The organism is Pirellulaceae bacterium (assembly GCA_019636385.1).
Lineage (GTDB): Bacteria > Planctomycetota > Planctomycetia > Pirellulales > Pirellulaceae > Aureliella.
Window position 1 is genome coordinate 1,040,272 of record JAHBXT010000002.1, and the last position, 19,560, is coordinate 1,059,831.

The 19,560-nt window shown below is 54.2% G+C and carries 1 protein-coding gene (only partly in view); it reads left to right on the plus strand.

Going from position 1 to position 19,560, the window contains the following annotated elements; all coding sequences use genetic code 11:
- Positions 1–19,560, plus strand: the 5' portion of a protein-coding gene (locus KF752_09465) for a VCBS repeat-containing protein (protein ID MBX3421768.1). 14,313 nt of this gene lie beyond the right edge of the window; the window shows 19,560 of its 33,873 coding nt (coding positions 1–19,560); it begins with the start codon at positions 1–3; its stop codon lies beyond the right edge, outside the window.

A 19,560-nucleotide genomic window follows, 5' to 3' on the forward strand; every position in this document is an offset into this window, starting at 1 on the left:
ATGAAACGCAGTCGCTCCGACAGACACAAGAACAGGTTTCAGCGTCTACAGTTTATGTCCCAGGCTCGGCGAGCCTTAAGGTTTGAATTACTGGAAGACCGCAGGCTGCTGGCGTTCTCTCATCTGTCCGTGCAGCAGATGTCTGATCTGTTGCGGCCACATTTGTCTGCGGGACAACTCCAGGGGGTTACCGTTGTCACCCATGGATTTCAGCTCACCGGATACGAAGGCGATTCGCTGCAGTCGCTCACTCAGGCGATTCGCAACAGGGCCGATGCTGAAAATGGGCCCGACCTGGGTGCATGGCTCATCGATTTCGATGTTCGTGGCGAGGGAAGTAATGGCTTCTTCGACATGGATCTGGGAGTAGGCGACGATGAACCGTTGAATGGCTCCATTTTGGTTGGCGCGCCGGGACATTTGGTCTACCAATTCGATTGGGCACCAGAATCGAATGAACCAAGTAGCGGATGGGCCGAAGCGGCTGGCGATGCGCTTTTCAGTTCGCTAGTCACGTTGGGGTTGGTATCGCCTGAGTTACAGCAGGCGATTGCTCCGCTGCACTTTATTGGTCACAGTTTTGGTACGGCCGTTACCAGTGAAGCTGTCGAGCGTCTAGCCGCATTCTCGATTCCGGTCGATCAGGTTACATACCTGGATCCTCACGACTTCGATGAATCGGGAATGCCTATCGATGGTGAACAACGATTGTTCGAATTGGGTAAACCCGCAGGATATGGAGCAACCGTTTGGAACAATGTTGCCTTCACAGACGTCTACTACCAAAGTCTGCTTACACCGGATCCAGAGGGGCGTCCGATACCAGGTGCCTACAACTATAAGTTGACATACTCTGAGCTACCGCTGCTGGGGCTACCACATTCCGATGTCTGGGCCTCTTACTATCTTGGCACGGTGAACGACACGATTGCTTCAGCCGTGCGCGGATACGCCTTCAGTCAGGTTGCTCAAGGCTCCGACCCCCGACCCAGTGCATCACGTCCCACCCAGTCGGATTTAAGCAACCCGTCGTTTCAGTTCAGTTTTTATTCAAGCTTTCAGAATCACAGCCAGACTCCGGTCGCTCTAAAACCCACGACTGTAACGAATCCTGGGGCACAAGCTGCCATTGCGGGGGCCAAGCAATCACCGGATTGGAGTGCGCTGAGGCTTCATAACGGCGATTTCACTTACCCGGGCGATCGCCACGACGGTGCTTGGACGATCAACAACAACTTGATCCCGGGATGGAGCCATCATGGTGGCACCGGGGGTGGAAGTGTAGTACGTCTGAACGCTACAAATTTTGCGCTCGAACTTGGCCCTGCCGGACTTAATAGAACTCACAATCGTGCGTACCTTTCCAGCCAGGTGGCTGGCATCGCCTTTGATTGGGCCAAACCAACTAATGGCAATGTCGGCGATCAATTGATTGTTGAGGTCAATGGCCAGCCCATCGGCCAGCCGATTCATTTGGCCAGCGCGGGGACAACCTGGAACCTGCAGCATTTTATACCGCTGCCCGGACAATTCAAAGGTAGATCTGCCGAGATTACTTTCAGACTGGCCAACACAAATTTGAGCGTAGTTCCTTCCACCAAGATCCTCATCGACAACATCAATCTGATTGCCGGAGGTCAGACTGGGGATGTCATTCCAGTGAATCTGAAATCCGCCGTGGTCAGCGGCAGCCATTATCAACTGATAGATGTCGAGCTTTACGGTGAGCATGGTCTGCTAATTCCCACATCGGTCACCGTCAATCAGCGGGGCGACTGGGATATAAGACAGACGACAGCTAATGGAGCGATGATCGGCTCGATCATCTTTGCAGATCGGCTGGGAAGTAGCAGTCGATTCCGCGATACCGGCAGGCTGTTTTTCGCTCCCGGGACTAGCGACACAATCGCTGACGGGTCTGCTCTATCGGGATTTCAAGGCAAGGTGAAACTGCGATTCACGTCGCAGCCCGACGGTGGAGCTCCCTTTTCAGACACCGTGTATGAATTGAACCTGAGAATTGTCGATGGCTACAGTAGCTCGGGGGTTTTGTCTATCGTCGGTAATAACCAACTTCAGCAAACGTTGGCTGTGCAACAGCGTCTGAACTACCTGCGTGCAAGAGATTACGCGAACCATCAAATATTTCTGACCAACCCCACTTTGCCTGGCGGTTCTAACAATCAGCCGATCGCACCTCTTGCCATCGACGGCATATCGGGGCCTTTCACACGCGATATGCTACAGCGATTCAAGGCGCTTGGGACAACCCCCGTAGGGCAGCCGAGTAGTTTCGATTCGGAGCTTGACCTTTACACGACGATGAGACTTAACGGCTCTGGTGGTATACTGACCGCCGCCCAGCGATCGTCATTGGCTCAAGGCTTGAGGTCTGCTGCAGACAGGATGAACTTTGCATCCTTGGGAGAACTTAGCAAGCCGCTTCCACTGGTCGGCACGACCCCCGTCGAAACGAAATCCACTCCCGAAGCCCCCAAAGACGAAGTCAGTCTAGCCAGTGCTTTGTCGATCGACAGCCAGTTGCGCGATAGCCTGATCAAGCCGCTGGCCAGCTATATCGAAACGTCTGACAGCCCCTCGCTGCCGGGAGCCCAAGCTTATCTGACCACTGCCGGAATCACCGGTGTAACCCTGACGAGTCTTAATCCAGTCAGTTCGCAGCCCAATCGGAAACAATTTCAATTTGGCTTTACACGCTCCGTTTCTGACGCATCACGCACACTGTACCTCGGCGAAAACGCAGCTACTAGCGGGTTGGCTACCAGTCGCTCGATTCCAATTACGCTGACAACAACCTTGTCTGGCAGCCTGGACTTCGGAATTGATTTGACAACGTCGAGCACAGACGAGGCGTTCTTTATCAAGATCAATAGCCTTCAAGCGAACGCGAGCGCGACTGTGGCTCCCTCAAGCATGATTGATCTAAACTTGCTTGGTCGCTTCCTGAAGCTTGATGTTAGTGGCGGCAACCTGAACCTCAATGCCAACGTGTCGGCTAGTTCGGGCGAGATTTCGCTGCGTAGCTTGGCTTCCAGTCCGTTGAGCGTGTTATTATCAGCGCCGACTCCAACTACGTCAGTCACTGGAGGCTTCAATGCCACGGCCACTCTGTTCGGAACGACCTACACAGGGTCCATCAGTTTTAGTGACACAAACATCTTCGATGCTAACCCCATCGACGTTTCCATCACTGGTTTCTCCAGTGGTCTCAAGAATCTACTGACGATCAATTCGTCGGCGTTCAAAGATGCACTCAGCCAACTCGGTACGGCCATCGATAGCCTGCGCGACACCAGTCTCTTTGACGTGTCGTTGGGGCTAGCCAAAGGACTGGATGCCGGGAATGCGATTCGCCTGAAGGAAGCCTGGGACACAGCAGTCAGCAGTCAATTCTCCGGCAGCAGTCCCGTGCAAGACCTGCAAACTCTGCTCACTCGCCTAGGGGTTTCGACAGGCAACTACAATTCCTCCACCGGGCACCTTACCTTCAATGTCGACTTATCTCGCTCGCTGGTAAAGCAGTCGGCCGTAGTTGGGTTTGATGCCGACCTTGGTCCGATTGGCTCATTCGATTCCGCCAGCCTGGCTGAAATTCAAGCCGATGCGAATTTCAAGTTCACTTTGGGAATCGACCTGAATAGCGCAATTGGCAGTGGGTTCAACCTGTCTGCGGCCACATTGCTGACTGCGCTCAATGGCTCCAACGGTACAACGACCGTTACATATGACCACGATCAGAACAGTTCTACTCCACCAGTACCACGATGGCAATTGGCTGACCGACCGACAGAGGTGGATGGCGTTCGCTTTACGTTGTCCGATGGAACCGATTTCGATGTGAATTTTGATGGTCTAACCACGGTTGGCGCAGTGCTGAGTGCCATAGAGACGGCCGCATCTGCCGCCTTGGGTTCGCGGTATGCAACGCTGTACAGTGCTCAATCACCGTTTGCGAAGCTCGATCAATCGCGCAAGGCGTTTTCATTCGTCGATCGCACACGCGGTGAAGCTGAGCCATTTTTGATCACTGGTCTGAATAACTCGAACATCGGGTTGGCTGGAATTGGTCTGGGAATTTATGGCATTAGCGGCAAACCTAATTCCGAAGGACACCTGGAAATAAGCGGCTCTCCGCTGCACAACGACAGTCTCGCAGAGCGGCTATATCTCGTGAGCACATCCACGAACCGACCAACGATTGGCAGTTCGGTTACTGTGTCAGCCAGTGACATCGACGCATCCTTGAAAGTTCTGATTGCAGAAGCCAGTGTGAATGACGGAACAGGCAGCGCGCGAGCTACGGTACGACTCGCCATGGACGGACCTGCCGCCAGCGATGGGAAAATTACGCTGCAGGAACTATTCGATGCAGTACGAACTCCATCTATTCTGAACGTAGCCGCTGAAACCAGCGCGTCGATGAATTTATTCTTGCCGGTTGCAGCCAAGGCACCGTGGCTTCCAGCGAATCAGTTGGCTACTGGGAATGTCGTTGTTTCTTGGCCTGACCTGACGGATGCCAGCAAACTGCGAGTCTCTCATGCAAGCAGCCTTGATCAGTTATTCAACTTCGCCAATCTCGATGGTGAAGGCATTGCCAGCGCACTCGAAAGCGTGGTTGCTTATTTATCGAATGTGGAGCAGTTCCCGTTCCTACAAGAAAAAATACCGGCCCTCAATCGCAGCTTGGCGGAATTGGTAGGTGCCGGAAGTAAATTCACGAAGCTGATTGCGAATTACAAGAACCAACCAGTACAAACACTGGTGCAGTTCAAGACAGCCATGGAAACTGCTCTTGGTGTACCCGTGACATTTACTGCTGACGGGTCTGCGCTCAAGATTGGCTTTGATTTTTCTGCGTTGGTCGACGATCAGTTCAACATCAATCTGAGTCTTGGTTCGCTGGGAATCGCTAATCTGGACAGTCTAGTCGACGTGCGTGGTGAAGGGAACGTTCGCGTTGCCGCCAACGCGGGATTCCACATCGATCTGGGTATTGATATGTCCAATCCCTTATCCCCGCGTCCGTTCCTTTACTCGGGGACTACCATGGCTGAAGTGGGGGCCAAGGTTTGGGGCAAAGACCTCAGTTTTTCTGCTTCGGTGCTGTCTTTCGGCGTCAAGGTCAACAACGGTTGGGTAGCTATCGATTCCGATGGTGATGCCGAGGGAACTTTCAATTCAAATGACCGATTAAACTACTCAATCACGTTGAACGATGACGGCGGAAACGATGGGCGAGTTTACTTTACCAATTTAAGCAATGCAACGTTCACAGAAAGTGCCTTGAACGGTCAGTTCCGTGTCCATCTTCCGATGTCTAAGACTCGGGATGAAAGTTTGATAGGAAATTTGAACTGGCAATTCCCCATCAATAGCAGCCTAAGCTGGGATAACGCGCCGTCCAGCGGTGCCAACTTAACATACCCAAATTTCAATTCGCTAGTTTCTGGACTAAATCTCTCTACAGAACTGGACGGTTTTAGTGGTGGCATCGCCGACTTCTTCACGATTCTGGACACGGCTATTGATAACCAGGCGCTCATTGCAAGATTGCCCCTGATCGGTGACGCGCTGCGGGATGCGGTGCGGTTTGTCGGCGACATTCGCGACAAAATCTCAGACAACTTGCAAGTGCTCGGACCAAAGTCCGTGACCGTGGTCCAGCAAAAGATTTATGAAGCCATTGGTCCAGGTGGACTGAATTGGCTACGCGATCAAGATGATTCCAATTGGCGGTCCGGCCCACTGAATCTGGCGAATATCAGTGTTGACGATGTTCGTATCGACGTGAATTCGTCTAGCGATGTGCGCTACAATGTCCGGCTGAAACAGTCGCTGGCTCGTGTGACAATTCCGGTGGACTTTGATTTGGGATTGCCGCTGCTGGGATTGGTTGTCGACGGTCAGGTTCAACTGGATATCGGCTTCAATTGGGATTTGACCTTCGGTCTCGATCGGAGCAGGGGATTTTATCTGACTACCGATGTCTCGGATGAACTGCGCATCGCCCTGGAGGCAACAATTCCCAATTTCAACGCTCAAGGCACGCTGGGCTTCTTGCAGGTGAATGTTACCGACGGAGCCGACCTGAACATCGACAATGTCATTTCGGCCAATGAAAAAACAAGATTGTTGGCCAACATCAATGTGGACTTCCGAGATCCTGGCATTGGTGCCAATAACGATAACAAATTGACGCTGTCTGAATTGGCCAGTGCCAATCTCTCCAATGTGATCGTGGCTCGGTTTCCAAATACTGCAGACTCTAATCGGGCTGATGTGAGGTTGCACTTGGTCGGCTCTATCGCCGGTAATCAGGACTTCCCGCAGATAGAAACTGACTTGACGATTGGCTGGGGTTTCGGCGGAATATTGACAACTACCGACCCCTCATCCTTTGGAGACTCGCCGGAAGTTTGGCTGCGCAATGTGCAAATTGATCCCGGTCAAGTCGTACAGCGATTCGCTAAACCGATGCTCCAACACGTGAATTCTATACTCGCGCCGGTCAAGCCGGTGATCGAAGTCTTGCAGACTCCTCTGCCGGTTATCTCGCAGCTTGCCGGACGCAATTTTACTTTGCTGGATATGGCCGAGCTGTTTGCGCCTGTCTTTGGCGGTGAGTTTTCACAAGAGACCAAGCGATTCATTCGTGCTGCTGCCGATCTGAACAGCTTGGTGAACTTCGTTCAGAATGTATCAGCGTCGGGAAAAATCAATCTTGGCAGCTACCAGCTTAGCGGTGGTCCAAGCGCAGCCGGCACCGGTGGAAATCAGATTGACATTCGTACTGGGTCGTTGTCGGAGATTAACCCTGCGCAACTAATTGATCAATTAACTGGGACTACGGCTAACGATTTGTCGTTGGCTGGCAAATTGGATGCCGCCTCAAAGGCCTTCATGGAACAGGGGCAAAGTGTGCCATCCGGCAACGGTTCGGGGGACGGATTCAGTTTCCCAATTCTCCAGAATCCGATGGGAGTTTTGCAGATTCTACTGGGCAAACAAGACGTCACGCTTTTTCGGTACGACATGCCGCAATTGAGGTTTACGGCACCATTCAAGATTGGCCCGCTGCCGATATTCCCGCCGTTCTTGACAGTCTTCTTTCAAGGCATGATCGGTGCACAAGCAGATTTCAATTTCGGGTTTGATACCAGCGGTTTTGTATCCGGCAATCCGATGGATGGCTTCTACATCGAGGACACTATTGGCGGAGTCAAGGGGGCAGCCGATCCGATAGAGGTTTCGCTGTTCGCTAATGTCGAGGCTGGAGCCTTCGCGGGCATTGACTTGGGGATTGTAACCGTGGCCGCTGGTGCCGCTGGAGGAATTTTCGCCGAAGTTGGCTTGAATTTACACGATCCGAATCAAGACGGTAGAGTCCATCTGCCCGAGTTGCTCCAAAATATTAGTCGCGGTCCAGAATGGGTTTTTGACCTTCAAGGATCCCTGGAAGCCTACTTGCGGGCATTTATTAAAATCCAGGTCAGCTTAGGCTTCTTTTCGTTGACAATTATCGATGCCAGCAAGGAACTGGCCCGAGTCACACTGCTTGACTTCTCGTTGCCTCCGCGTGGCGAAATTGACACCGACCATTTGCTGGAACGCGTACCAGGTACCAATGATGTCCGTTTGCGATTGCGTGACGTAGACGACAACTTTAAGGTCCGTCAAGACGCAAGCGGCGCAATCGTAGTGACGGGCAGGGGGCAGAGTCGTTCTTACACTCCCGCAAGCCTCGGATTGACCAGCTTCGGTAAGATAGTTGGTGACGCTGGCAAGGGCAATGATTTTATCGTATTCGAGGAATCGGTCGCCTTGGATGTCGAAATTCATGGTGGGGAAGGGAACGATAACCTGATCTATCGCGGCAGTAGAACCGCTAAGTTTTGGGGTGGTTCGGGTAATGATACGCTCGTCGGTGGAGCCGGAAATGATGAACTTCACGGCGGGCTCGGCAACGATCGAATCTATGGGAACGGAGGCAATGATAAGCTTTATGGCGACGACGGAGACGACGAAATCTACGGCGGGGGCGGAGACGACGAAATATATGGCGGGGCCGGTAACGATCGGCTGTATGGCGAACTGGGGCGGGACAAGATCTACGGTGGAACCGGCAATGACTACCTGGATGGTGGCTTAGATAATGACGAGTTGTATGGCGAGGACGGAAACGACACGCTGATTGGTGGCGACGGAAGTGATCGCCTGTACGGCGGTAACGGCAACGATCGCCTGGAAGGTGGTATGGGCAACGATTTTCTGTATGGCGGAGATGGGGACGATACCATTGACGGTGGGGCCAATAACGACTCGATCGAAGGGGGTGCCGGGAACGATTATTTGATCGGAGGCGCCGGCAGTGATTTCATCTATGGAGGCGCCGGCAACGACATCATCATCGCGGGTATATCCAAGGCGGGTGGCGATACCGGAGCCGTCCACGTCATTGACGGTGGAGATGGCGACGATGAAATCTATGGCGATATCGGCCCCGATACCATCTATGGTCGTGAGGGAAGCGATCTTATCTACGGTCTGGCGGGCAATGACTGGATCGATGCCGGTGATGGCGACGACTTGGTTATTGGCGGAGATGGCAGCGACTACATCATAGGTGGCTGGGGACGTGACATACTGTTTGGCGGACGAGATACAAATGGCTCACCGTCTAACATAAACGATAGCAACGTAATTTTCGGCGATCTAGATGGTGCCAATCGCGATTCGCACTGGAACATGACAGGACGTCCGGAAGATCATGAAGACTTGATCTACGGCGATCAGGGCGACGACTTTATCTACGCAGGCTTCGGCAATGACACGATCTACGGGTTGCAGGGTAACGACTGGATCGAGGGTGGCTGGCAGTCTGATCTGATTTACGCTGGCATTGACGAATTGGGAAGTGGCAGCTCTGGTTACATTTTTCGAAATACTATCTTCGGTGATACCAGCCTGCCGATTGCCGCCCAATCGCCGCCTGGCAATCTTGAGGATCACCGCGACCGCATCTATGGCGACAACGGCGACGATTTGGTGTTCGCCGGTGAAGGAGCTGACATTGTCTTCACTCTGGCTGGTAACGACACAGTGTACGGCGGACGCGGCGATGACTATATCAGTACCTCGGTGGGCGATGACATCGTGTACGGCGAGGATGGCGATGATATCATCATCGCGGGTGTGACCGATCTGCACCTGTATCCCGGTCAGACGGATAAGGACTTGGTCTTTGGCGGAGCCGGAAAAGACACGATCTACGGATATGACGATGACGATTTCCTGGTCGGCGGTATTGGCGACGATCAGTTGTGGGGTGGCAAGGGGTCAGACGTTTTGTGGGGCGGTTCTGAAGTCATCTCATTCTCAGCATTTCGACGTGATGTCATTACCGATTTCGACTATCCCACCAATTTTCCAGGTGCCGAGTGGCCTGATATCGTGGCACAGGCTTACACTCGCATCGTGCCAGTCGTTCTGGCAGGTCTGTCGGTCGAAGGCCAAGCCGATGACGGTGACGATATGCTGCACGGCGAAGTGGGCGACGACTGGCTGTTTGGTGGTGGCGGCAACGATGTGCTGTTAGCCGGTCCCGGCCGCGACTACGCCGACGGAGGTGCTGGCAGCGACCGCATCGAGGGCGGCGATGGAAACGACGTCCTGCGCGGTGGTTCGGGTGACGATATCATTCTAGGTGGAGCAGGTATCGATCAACTGTTTGGCGATGCCGGTTCTGACAGGCTGTTCGGTGATGCCGGTGAGGATATTGGCCAGGGGATGGGGCTGTTTCAATCGCTTGCGGGCCAGCGACTCTTTGGTAGCGACGGCATCGACTACCTGTACGGCTATTCCTATTCGACCAACTTTGCAACAGTTGACGCAAGCAATCATGTGGGTACTGAATCGCTGCTGCACGGCGAAGAGCTACACGGCGGAGCCGGCGGGGATTGGATCTATGGCAGCATCAGGCGTGATACGATCTACGGCGGCAGTGGCAACGACACCATCCAAGGCGACGGACTGGTTGGGCCCAACTACGCCGACAATCCGCGCAAGGCTCTTAGCGCCATCAATGACGAGTATCCGCTTATTTATACCGGCATCGGTTCCGCAACGGTCAATGCCACCGAATCGGAGCGGCAACTCGGCGGTAGCGATCTGATCTACGGCGGCTCGGGCGAAGATCGTATCTACGGTGGCGGCGGCGGCGATATCATCTGGGGTGGTGCCGATTCGGATTGGTTGGAAGGCCAAGATGGAGTCGACACGCTGTACGGTGGCTCTGGCATCGACATGATCCTACTGGATACCGACACTGCCTACGGTCTCAATGCGACCCACGAGGTTTTCGACGGTCATTATGGCAATTTCCTACCAGGCGACGTGGCCGACGATAACGCCACGGATATCTTGCTGATCGAAGGCACCGATTTAGTTGATACGATCAGTGTTGGACAGATCGACTTCAACATCCCCAACACCACTCGCATCGGCTCGCGCCTGGCCGTCCAATACAATGGACGACTGTTGCTGGCAAATTGGCGCGACTTTACCGACCCAGCCGATGCCAACGGCAAGCCTTTGATCGAGCAGATTCGCATTTCAGGTCTCGGCGGCGACGACAGTATTGCGTTCTTGGATAACCGCAGAGTCGGTTCTTTCTCCAGCACGCCCTATCAACTCGATATCTCCGACCTGACCGATCGCAGCGATGACTGGGTAGCGGTCATCGATGGCGGTCCGGGTAACGATATTTTGAAGGGTACCAATGGTCGCGATCGCATCGACGGCGGTTACGGCAGCGACATTATCTACGGTTACGGTGGCGATGATCAACTGTGGGGTGATAGCGGTCCTGGCCTGGGAAACGTCAGCGATCATGACACGATCTATGCCGGTCAAGGCAACGATGATGTGCTGGGTGGACAGGGCACGAACTCGCTTTTCGCATGGAGCTACGACCCAGGACCTGCAATTACTAAACTTTACTTGACGCCCTCGGCTGCATCCCGTTCTGTCGGCGGTGTGCATACGATCGAAGGTGCATTCGATGCGCCTGCCAACGGGGAAATTGGGGCAGATTTGAACCTGTGGATCATCCGCGACAATCAGGATCCAATTCCCATTCAAATTCCGAAAGCAGTTTCTGACACGAACGAAAATCTCCCTGACCTCATCAATCAGCTTCAAGCTGCCGTGGGAAGCGACTCAGGGATTGTCGTTGACGCGCATACCACCAAACTGCGTTTCCGGTCGCCGTCCGCATTTCGAATTGAGTCTGGCATTTTCGGAATAGTCGTTGACTCTCAAGGTAATTTTGTGGCCAATAATGGCGACTTGAACAACGACCAATTCCCCGATTCACTAGCGGCATTACCGCCGGGCTTTAAGCTCGAAGACACCGGAATCAATCGCGTTCTAGGTGCAGATCAAACTGGACGCGACAACAAGTTCGATCAACTATATGGCGGTACTGGCTTGGATTTCATGTACGGTTTTGGCGCGCCAGAAGCCAGCCCCGACCTGCTGTACGACAGGAATGGCCAGTTGTTCGAGAGTCGCGGCGTTCTAGCGGGCGATGCTTGGAAGGAATATGCAAAATCGACCAATAAAGTCTGGTACTACAGCGGCTCCAATCGCGACGATGTGATCCATGTAGACTATGTCACCGAGCCCGGCTTGTTGGAAGGCCGCCATCTGATTACGCGGCTGACAAACAACAATGGCAACTATACCTTTGACGCTCAGGTCAATTTGGATTTCAGTAACTGGTCCTCCTCCGATGCCTTTTATGGACTGGCTATCACTGGCTCGTCACCTGTTCGCAGTTCGGTAGCTACAGAATTAAACGATGGTCGCAGCAATGCAACGCTGTCCGCCACGGTTGAATTTGCCATCAGCGTCGATGGTGGTGAAATCAAGCTGATCTCGGTCGCTCCCTCCAGCAGCGCCTCGGTGCCCAGTGGCATGCGCACCATCCGCGATTTGGTAAAAGAGGTGGACGAGGCCATAGCGACTGCCTATGGGCTGACCCGTGTCGACGGAGAATTCCAGCCTGCGGACCTTGCTTCCCTGCCCGTACGTGCCCGAGCCAGCGGCGATCTCCTCAGTTTGATTCGTACGTCGCCGGTGAACTCGCCAAATGCTTCCTTGGTCATTACCTATGCCAACAGCGTGACTCAATCTGAGCTATTCATCGGCGCGGATTCCGTTGCTACCAACAGTTTGGTTGGCTCCAACGGGCTGAAGAGCCTGCTGCCGCCCGAAAACGATTACTTGGCCATCATCATCGATGCACTCGATGGCAACGATCAAATCATCGTTGGTCCAACGGTTATCAAGAGCGTCTGGTCCGACGGCGGCCGGGGCGATGATACGATTACACACATGGCCGGCCAGCCCATCTTGATCGATCATCCCGATCTACGCGGGTCTGGTACGGTACGCAATGATACGCCATCCCAAGCCTATGGACTGGGCAACGTGTCAACCCAGCGGTTGTTCACCGGCTTGACCATTGACAATCCAACGGATGTCGACTGGTTCACCTTTACCTTGTCAGGCGTGACCTCAGGTGACGTTCTACGCGTGCCAAGTCTATCGCCGAACGACCGTCTGTCATTCCAGCTTTACAAGACAGCCAGCAGTTCACTAATACCCAATGAATCGACCGATACGCCGGTTGACGGATATACCTGGACTCAAGCAACCGCTTTCGATCCAGAGATTCGTCTGGACCAACTGCCCGCGCTTCAGGGCAGTGAAGTTTACTGGTTGAAGATTTCGACCGATCGCATTCCGACCGTCTACGAGCTGGACTTTATCGTCGGCAGTTCGGCTGGCGCTTCGGCTTCCGCGGCGATTGCAATTACCAATCCGACTGAATTGCGGGATACCATCGGCAACGTAGTTCTATCCGCTTCGGCTGCGACGATCTATGACCTGAACTCCGTGGTCGGAGTGCCTCTGAAGCAACCCAGCGGCAGCCCAAACAGCATCTACTATAGCTTTACACTGACGAGCACCGGTAAGTCGGCTGACCGTATTTCGCTCAGCGCCTTCGATGCCAGTGGCTGGATAACACTGGAACTACTGGACCAGAACAACACGGCCATTGATGCGGCGACTACGTATGGCCTCGAGACCCCCGCAGACGTTTCTCTGGCCGGGTTGAATCCTGGTAACTACAAACTGCGAGTCACCGGATCGAGTTCCGCGCGTTACGAACTTGTTCCGCGGGTAAACTCTGGTTCCGATCAGTCGCCTAGCTACGGCGCATACAGCGTCAATCTGTCGGCTCAGGCCGAGCAGTTTCTGGGCAATCCGCTGGTCGACCCTTTCGGTCGCTACAAGTATGTGCGCAAGGATGTTCTGATGGGCGGACCGGGGAACGATATCCTGCAGGGCGGACCCGGCGAAGACTGGATTTTTGGTGGCCCGGGCAACGACGTGCTTTCGGGCGGTTATGATCGCCAGGCCGGTGACCTGCTGTGGGGCGAAGAGGGCGATGATATTTTCCAAGTCGTCACCGATCGGCTGCCTGCCACCAAGGCCGCTCAGCGACGCGTGGGAACGGCCAGCAACGAGACCTTTATCCCAACCTACACCGACCGCTTCGATGGCGGGCCGGGCATCACCCAAGTACTGTACTTGGGTGGCGATTTGGATGCCAATGGCCGACCGGTACCCGATCATGTCGCCATTCGCTGGAATACCATCCTGCACCGCTACGAGATCACCACTCGAGTCTGGAATTTTCAACAGCAGAAGTGGGAAACGGATGCTCTTGAGGGGCCGGCTGAAATCGTTGGTTTGACCGCCGGTCCTAGCAACGGACAACTAAACGATAACCTTACATTTACCATCAGTGCGGACGGCGGCACCCCGACCGTCATCACAGTTACCAAAGCGACGGCGCAACTGAATTCGAAGTTTGATCATCTCGTCTTTCAGATCAATGAGGCCATTCGAATCGCCGGCTTGCGCGGAAAACTTTCTGCCCGCAATCTGGACGGTAGGCTATCGTTGACAACTATTTCGCGGGGGACAACCGCCTCGCTGACGCTCGTGGCTCCGAATTCGGTTGCGATAAATCAACTCGGTTTGACTGAGACTCCTCCAGACAAACCGGCTACTGGCCAAAAGGATAGTTTCTCGCCACAGCAGCACTACGCTTTCTACACGGTCTTCGACTCAGAAAACACAACCTACACAGTGATCGATACGCGAGCGGGTGACGACGAAGTTCGCGCAGACCCTGAATACCTGATTCGCGGCAGCGAGTGGGGATTCGATACCGAAGATCGGCCACAGCGAGGCAAGATTGACCTGATTATCCGAGGCGGCGATGGCAACGATCGCCTGTTCGGGGGAGCTGGCAACGATCGCATCGAAGGTGGAGCCGGAGCCGATGTTATTCGCGGTGGAGGAGGTAATGATCAAATTGACGGTGGAGCCGGCGACGACTGGATTGCCGGTGGCCCCAGCCAGGTCATGCCCGATCGCTACGAATTCGCGGCCGGAGCCGCCAATAACAGTGTCAGCTACGCAGCCTTGCTCAATGAAGACCTGTCGGTGCTTCGTCGCCGCGATGCCGTTACAGGCGAGTTGCTTCCGGCAGCCAGCCGCGACGTAGTCATCCGTGCTCTGAATCTCAGCTATGGCGACACCGGCGACTGGTACATCCTCAAGACACCGGAAGCGGTCAAGCAATTTGGCTCCCCTGATGTGGCCCATCAGTTTGCCTCCGTCAAAGCAGCGCAGTTGATTAAAGACGCCATCCAGATCGAGTTCACTGACCCCGAAACACAGAATCCGAACTCGCCGATATCGCAGCGACTGGCATCCTTCGGATACGTCCCTAACTCCGACTCCGGACGTCTGCTCTACCTGTTTGCAGGCTACGATACCGACCCTGGCGTCGGAATATCGATCGTGCCAGTCCAGGATTTCGAAGGCGTACCCGAATACTACTTGATCCATGTCGTCAATCCCAACAATGATGCCTTGATCGGTTCTGCCGAAGTCAGTAATCCACAGTTTATGCACGGAGTAGAACCCTACTTGGCAGAACTTGGAATTACCTTTGAGTACATCAACGCCAATGGAGTCGTGAAGAGCCTGACTGAACCACTGTCTTTCGGTGGTGCCAATGATCTGGATCTGTTGGTGGCCAGTATCCAATCTAAGGTTCAGCAATCGTACCTCAATGGAAAAGTTCTTTTTAATAAATTCAGCACACAGGACAAACGCGTTGGATTCTGGTTATCTGACAAAAGTGCTTTTGTCGGCGCGCCAGCGGAAATCATCGGCTCAGTCAATTTGCCCAGCGATGGCAAAGTTTCTTCGACCCAATCGTTTACCGTTAGTTACAACGGAGGAACCGCAGTCACCGTCTCCGTCACGGCAGGCGACACGACCAATAATAGCCGTCCAGCAGACTTGGTCAGCGTCATTAACGCCAAGCTTGCGGCGACCTCATTGGCCACTACGGTGCGTGCCAGTTTGTTGAATGGTAAGCTGAGATTGAGCACTAATGCGGGCGGTTCCGAGACATCACTGGGAATTGGCACAGGAAACGCCACCTTTGGATTGACTGGTTCCACTTCGGTCAGTGGCGAAGCTATAGCGTCCATCAACAACATGCTCATTACCGGACTGGGCGGCCCGAAGAACGCAGCTTCGGAGGACTTGTACTTCCGCAACGGAACTTCCGCTATCCCCGAATCATCGGGAACATACCAACTTCGACTATTAGCCTCCAAGCTTGGCGCAACCGTCGAGGTCTCAACCGCCACTGACGCATCGGGGCATGTGCAAACATCCAATCCGGGCGATTTGCCAGCAGCCATCGCTTTGGGCGATATCAATGGCGACGGCTACGGCGATTTTGTCGGAGCGACCTTCTCCAGTGGCAACGATCACTACGCCCGAATCTTCTTTGGCGGCCCGCAAGAGCCGGTCGATCCGGCCAGCCCCAACTTTGCCAATCAAATCGCCCGCAACAACGCCGTGCTCAATCGACACGTGCTGTCGTTGAAACTGCCAGCTCCTTTGTCGCCAACGGGTTCCGGTCCCGGGACATTCTCCACGATTACCAGCGGAGATTTTAATGCGGATGGACTATGGGATATCGTGGTAACGGTCTCTGGTGGAGACCATGCCGGGGTCTATACCATTCTGGGACGAAGCGACGCATTTCTTGTCACCGGTTCACGATCATTGCAAGCAGAGGATACGCTGCCCATTGGAGCAACTCTGTCTGTCAAGACTGAAGAAGCGGCAAATTGGATTCCGCTGACCTTGACGACTAACACAGCTGAAACCAGCGTAACGCTCGCAACACTGCTGACTAAATTGAACGCAGCGATTGCTACCGCTGGCTTGAGCAACACAATCATTGCCGAGGCAGTCAGTTCAACAGGCGAGGTGCGCACAACGGCTCAGGCAGGCGACAAGATCCGTCTGCGTCTAAGGTCTGGTCGGTCGCTGCAATTGTCATTGAACGATTCAATTTCCGATCCAATGAAAGCGGTCCTCGGCTTCCGAGACGAACAGCGCAACGCGTGGACAGGTGGAATTCTTGATGCTCAATCCCTGGATGTCACCCGATCCTATGATGCACGCATTTCGCTCGCTACTGCTACCGGCGGACTCGTGGGCGATGCCTACGGCTCCGGCGGGCAAGGCACTGCGGACATCGTAGCTGGACTTGTTGGTGGTACTCCTGGAATTTACGCAGGCAATTCCCTGTACAGGTCGACCGCAGTTCTCTGGTCGTCGGATTTCTCCAATGCCCAGAATCAAGATGTCGATGAAGGTATTGAATCCTATACGGGGCTTTGGAATCGAACGGTGCGACGCAGTGGCGGTGCCAACCACAGTGGACCGGCATTTTATTTCGGTCGCAATATTGAGGGTAACTTCGATGTAGGCACGACCTCGGGAGCACTGACGACTCACGAAATCGACCTGACATCAGAACTCGATGAGGCTGATGCCAACGATATCGAGTTGCGATTTGCCTACCTGCTTCAAACGGAATCGACCGATGTCAATTCGATCTATGACAAGGCTCGCGTCATTCTCCAGCAGCGAAATTCGTCACAAGACCCATGGCCAACGGGGCTCACGGGCACCGTGGTCGCCAGTAATCGTACTGGAGCCATACACACCCTGATTGATGAAGGTCCGGGGGCAGTCGTGTCGCCAAACGCCAACTGGCGTTTGGCTACGATCAATCTCAACGATTATCGCGGTAAGCAAATCCGTCTGATTTTCCATTTCGACTCCGTTGACAACCTGGCCAATAACTTTGAAGGCTGGTACGTCGACAACATCGCATTCGCGCGGGTAGCTAGACAGTTGACCACTGCTCAACAGTCGCTCACCGGGTACACTGCCGATTCATTGGCCGGCATTGGCGATTATAGCGGAGATGGACGTGCGGACTTTGCTCTGGTCAATAACTCGACCATACAAATCTTCCATGGAGGAGCTACTGCTACACCTGGAGCTACGATTACTGCACAGAATAGCACTTTTGCCAATTACTCAGTAACATCGGCTCTTGGAGATGTTTTTGGATCAGCTCACCATGAATTCTTGATCAACAGCAGTTCAGGCCCTTCGTTTGTTGTCGAAGGTGGTTCGGCGAGTTTCTCTCTGGACTTGACCGTCGGACAGAATGCGCCCGTTGGGTTGTCGTCTTCGGTCAAGAGATTGCCTGCGGGACGTTTAATCGCATTGGGGAATGTTAGCGATGTTGCGAACGACAGTACAACAGCCAACCGTGCTGACCTTGGCGTTCAGAGCATCGAATGGACCGATCCGGTCAGCGAGTTGGGCCCGCAACTGAAACACGCCATCGGACAGGTCTTCTTTGGTGGCAGCAACTTCAGTTTGGCAACGCCCGACCTAGTGATCGAAACTGCCAGATCGTTATACGACACTGGCACGTTGGATGTACTGGCACTTGGCGCGTTGGGCGATGTCAATGGCGATGGCAAGGCCGACTTTGGTATCGGCGATTATCCGGGCGTTGGACAACATACGCACGTCATTTTGGGGCGGGTGTCAAGTGTCAATTATGTATCCACGTGGAACTTCACCGAGTCGTCAGAAATTTTCCGAGTCGGCATGGCACCGCCGCTGCTGCCGGGTCATGCGGGTTTACTTAGCTCCTTGCAATTGCCCAATCGAGGCACGGTCAGTATCGCTAGTGCCGCCGCGCTGGAAGGAATGAACGCCAATGACCAGTTGGCTAGTGCGCGCAACATCGGCGATATCAACGGTGATCGTTTTCCAGACTTTTTCATCTCCGGAGCGACCGAAAGTTACATACTGCTGGGGCCGGTATCGTTGGCCGGTGTCGAGTCGATACGCGATCGCGCCGATATCATCGTCAACACGGGCAATCCAAGTGGTAGCCACTACCTCGGGACACTGGCCAGCGGAATGGGCGATGTCAACGGCGATGAAATAGCCGATCTGGTATTCGTGAAGTACGTAAATGCTACGACATGGACGCTTACCGCGATCATGGGCAGCCGCGTCCTTCCTCGAGAACTAGGCGGCATCACCGGATACAACTCCGACCCGGATCGATTGCGATGGTACGAACAGAACATCACAGTCTCCAGCGGATTTGCTCCTACCGTCTCGATGTTGGACTGGAACGGGATACTGGATGGTTCAGGGCGGCCTACCAGCGAGATTCTGATCAATCGCGGTGCGACGTCCACCATTCACTCGTACGACCATAACACCAACGGCACCGGATCGCTGTCGTCCGCGATCATAACTTTCAACACGTCTGCATCTCCTAACTGGGTGTTGGAGGTTTTGGGGGATGTCAACGGCGATGGACGCAGCGATCTACGCGCTCGGCGCAGTCCATCGGCATCACAAACCGCCTTCAGCAGCTTGATCACCGGTGGCTCAACCAGTACGACTATCTCCGCCGGAGCGACTCAGAATTCCGTCATTCGTCAATTGCCGATGGGTGATCTAGATAGCCGGTTGGATGGCTATGCGGACTTCGCGGAAGTGATCGGAGACGGTACTTATGACAACACAGTCAAGATCAGCTTTGGCAGCCAAACGGGCATCTCTTCCAGTCGCTCGATCTTGATTAACCGCAATGGGTCAAGTGTCCCCGGCCAGCGAGTGACGCTGACTCCGGTTGCCGGCGACTACGATGGCGACGGCCAGGCTGACCTGGCCATTTTGGAGTCGGTTTCGACTGCGAGTGGTACTCCGATTTCGGGCCGCGTCTATGTCTTCTCGAATATCCGCAGCCGAGTCGGGAATACTCTGTCGCTGGCCGATAGCGATGTCGTGATTGAATCGAACGCCTCCACGGGGATCATCACCGCGATTAGCCCCACTGGCTTGGACCTGAACGCCGATGGGCTCAGCGATCTATTGATCGGAGCAGCCAAGGCTACTGGCACGCTGGGGTCTGTGCGAAGCAACGCCGGACGCGTGTTTGCCATCGAAGGTGAGCGCAAGCGAACGGCTATTCCC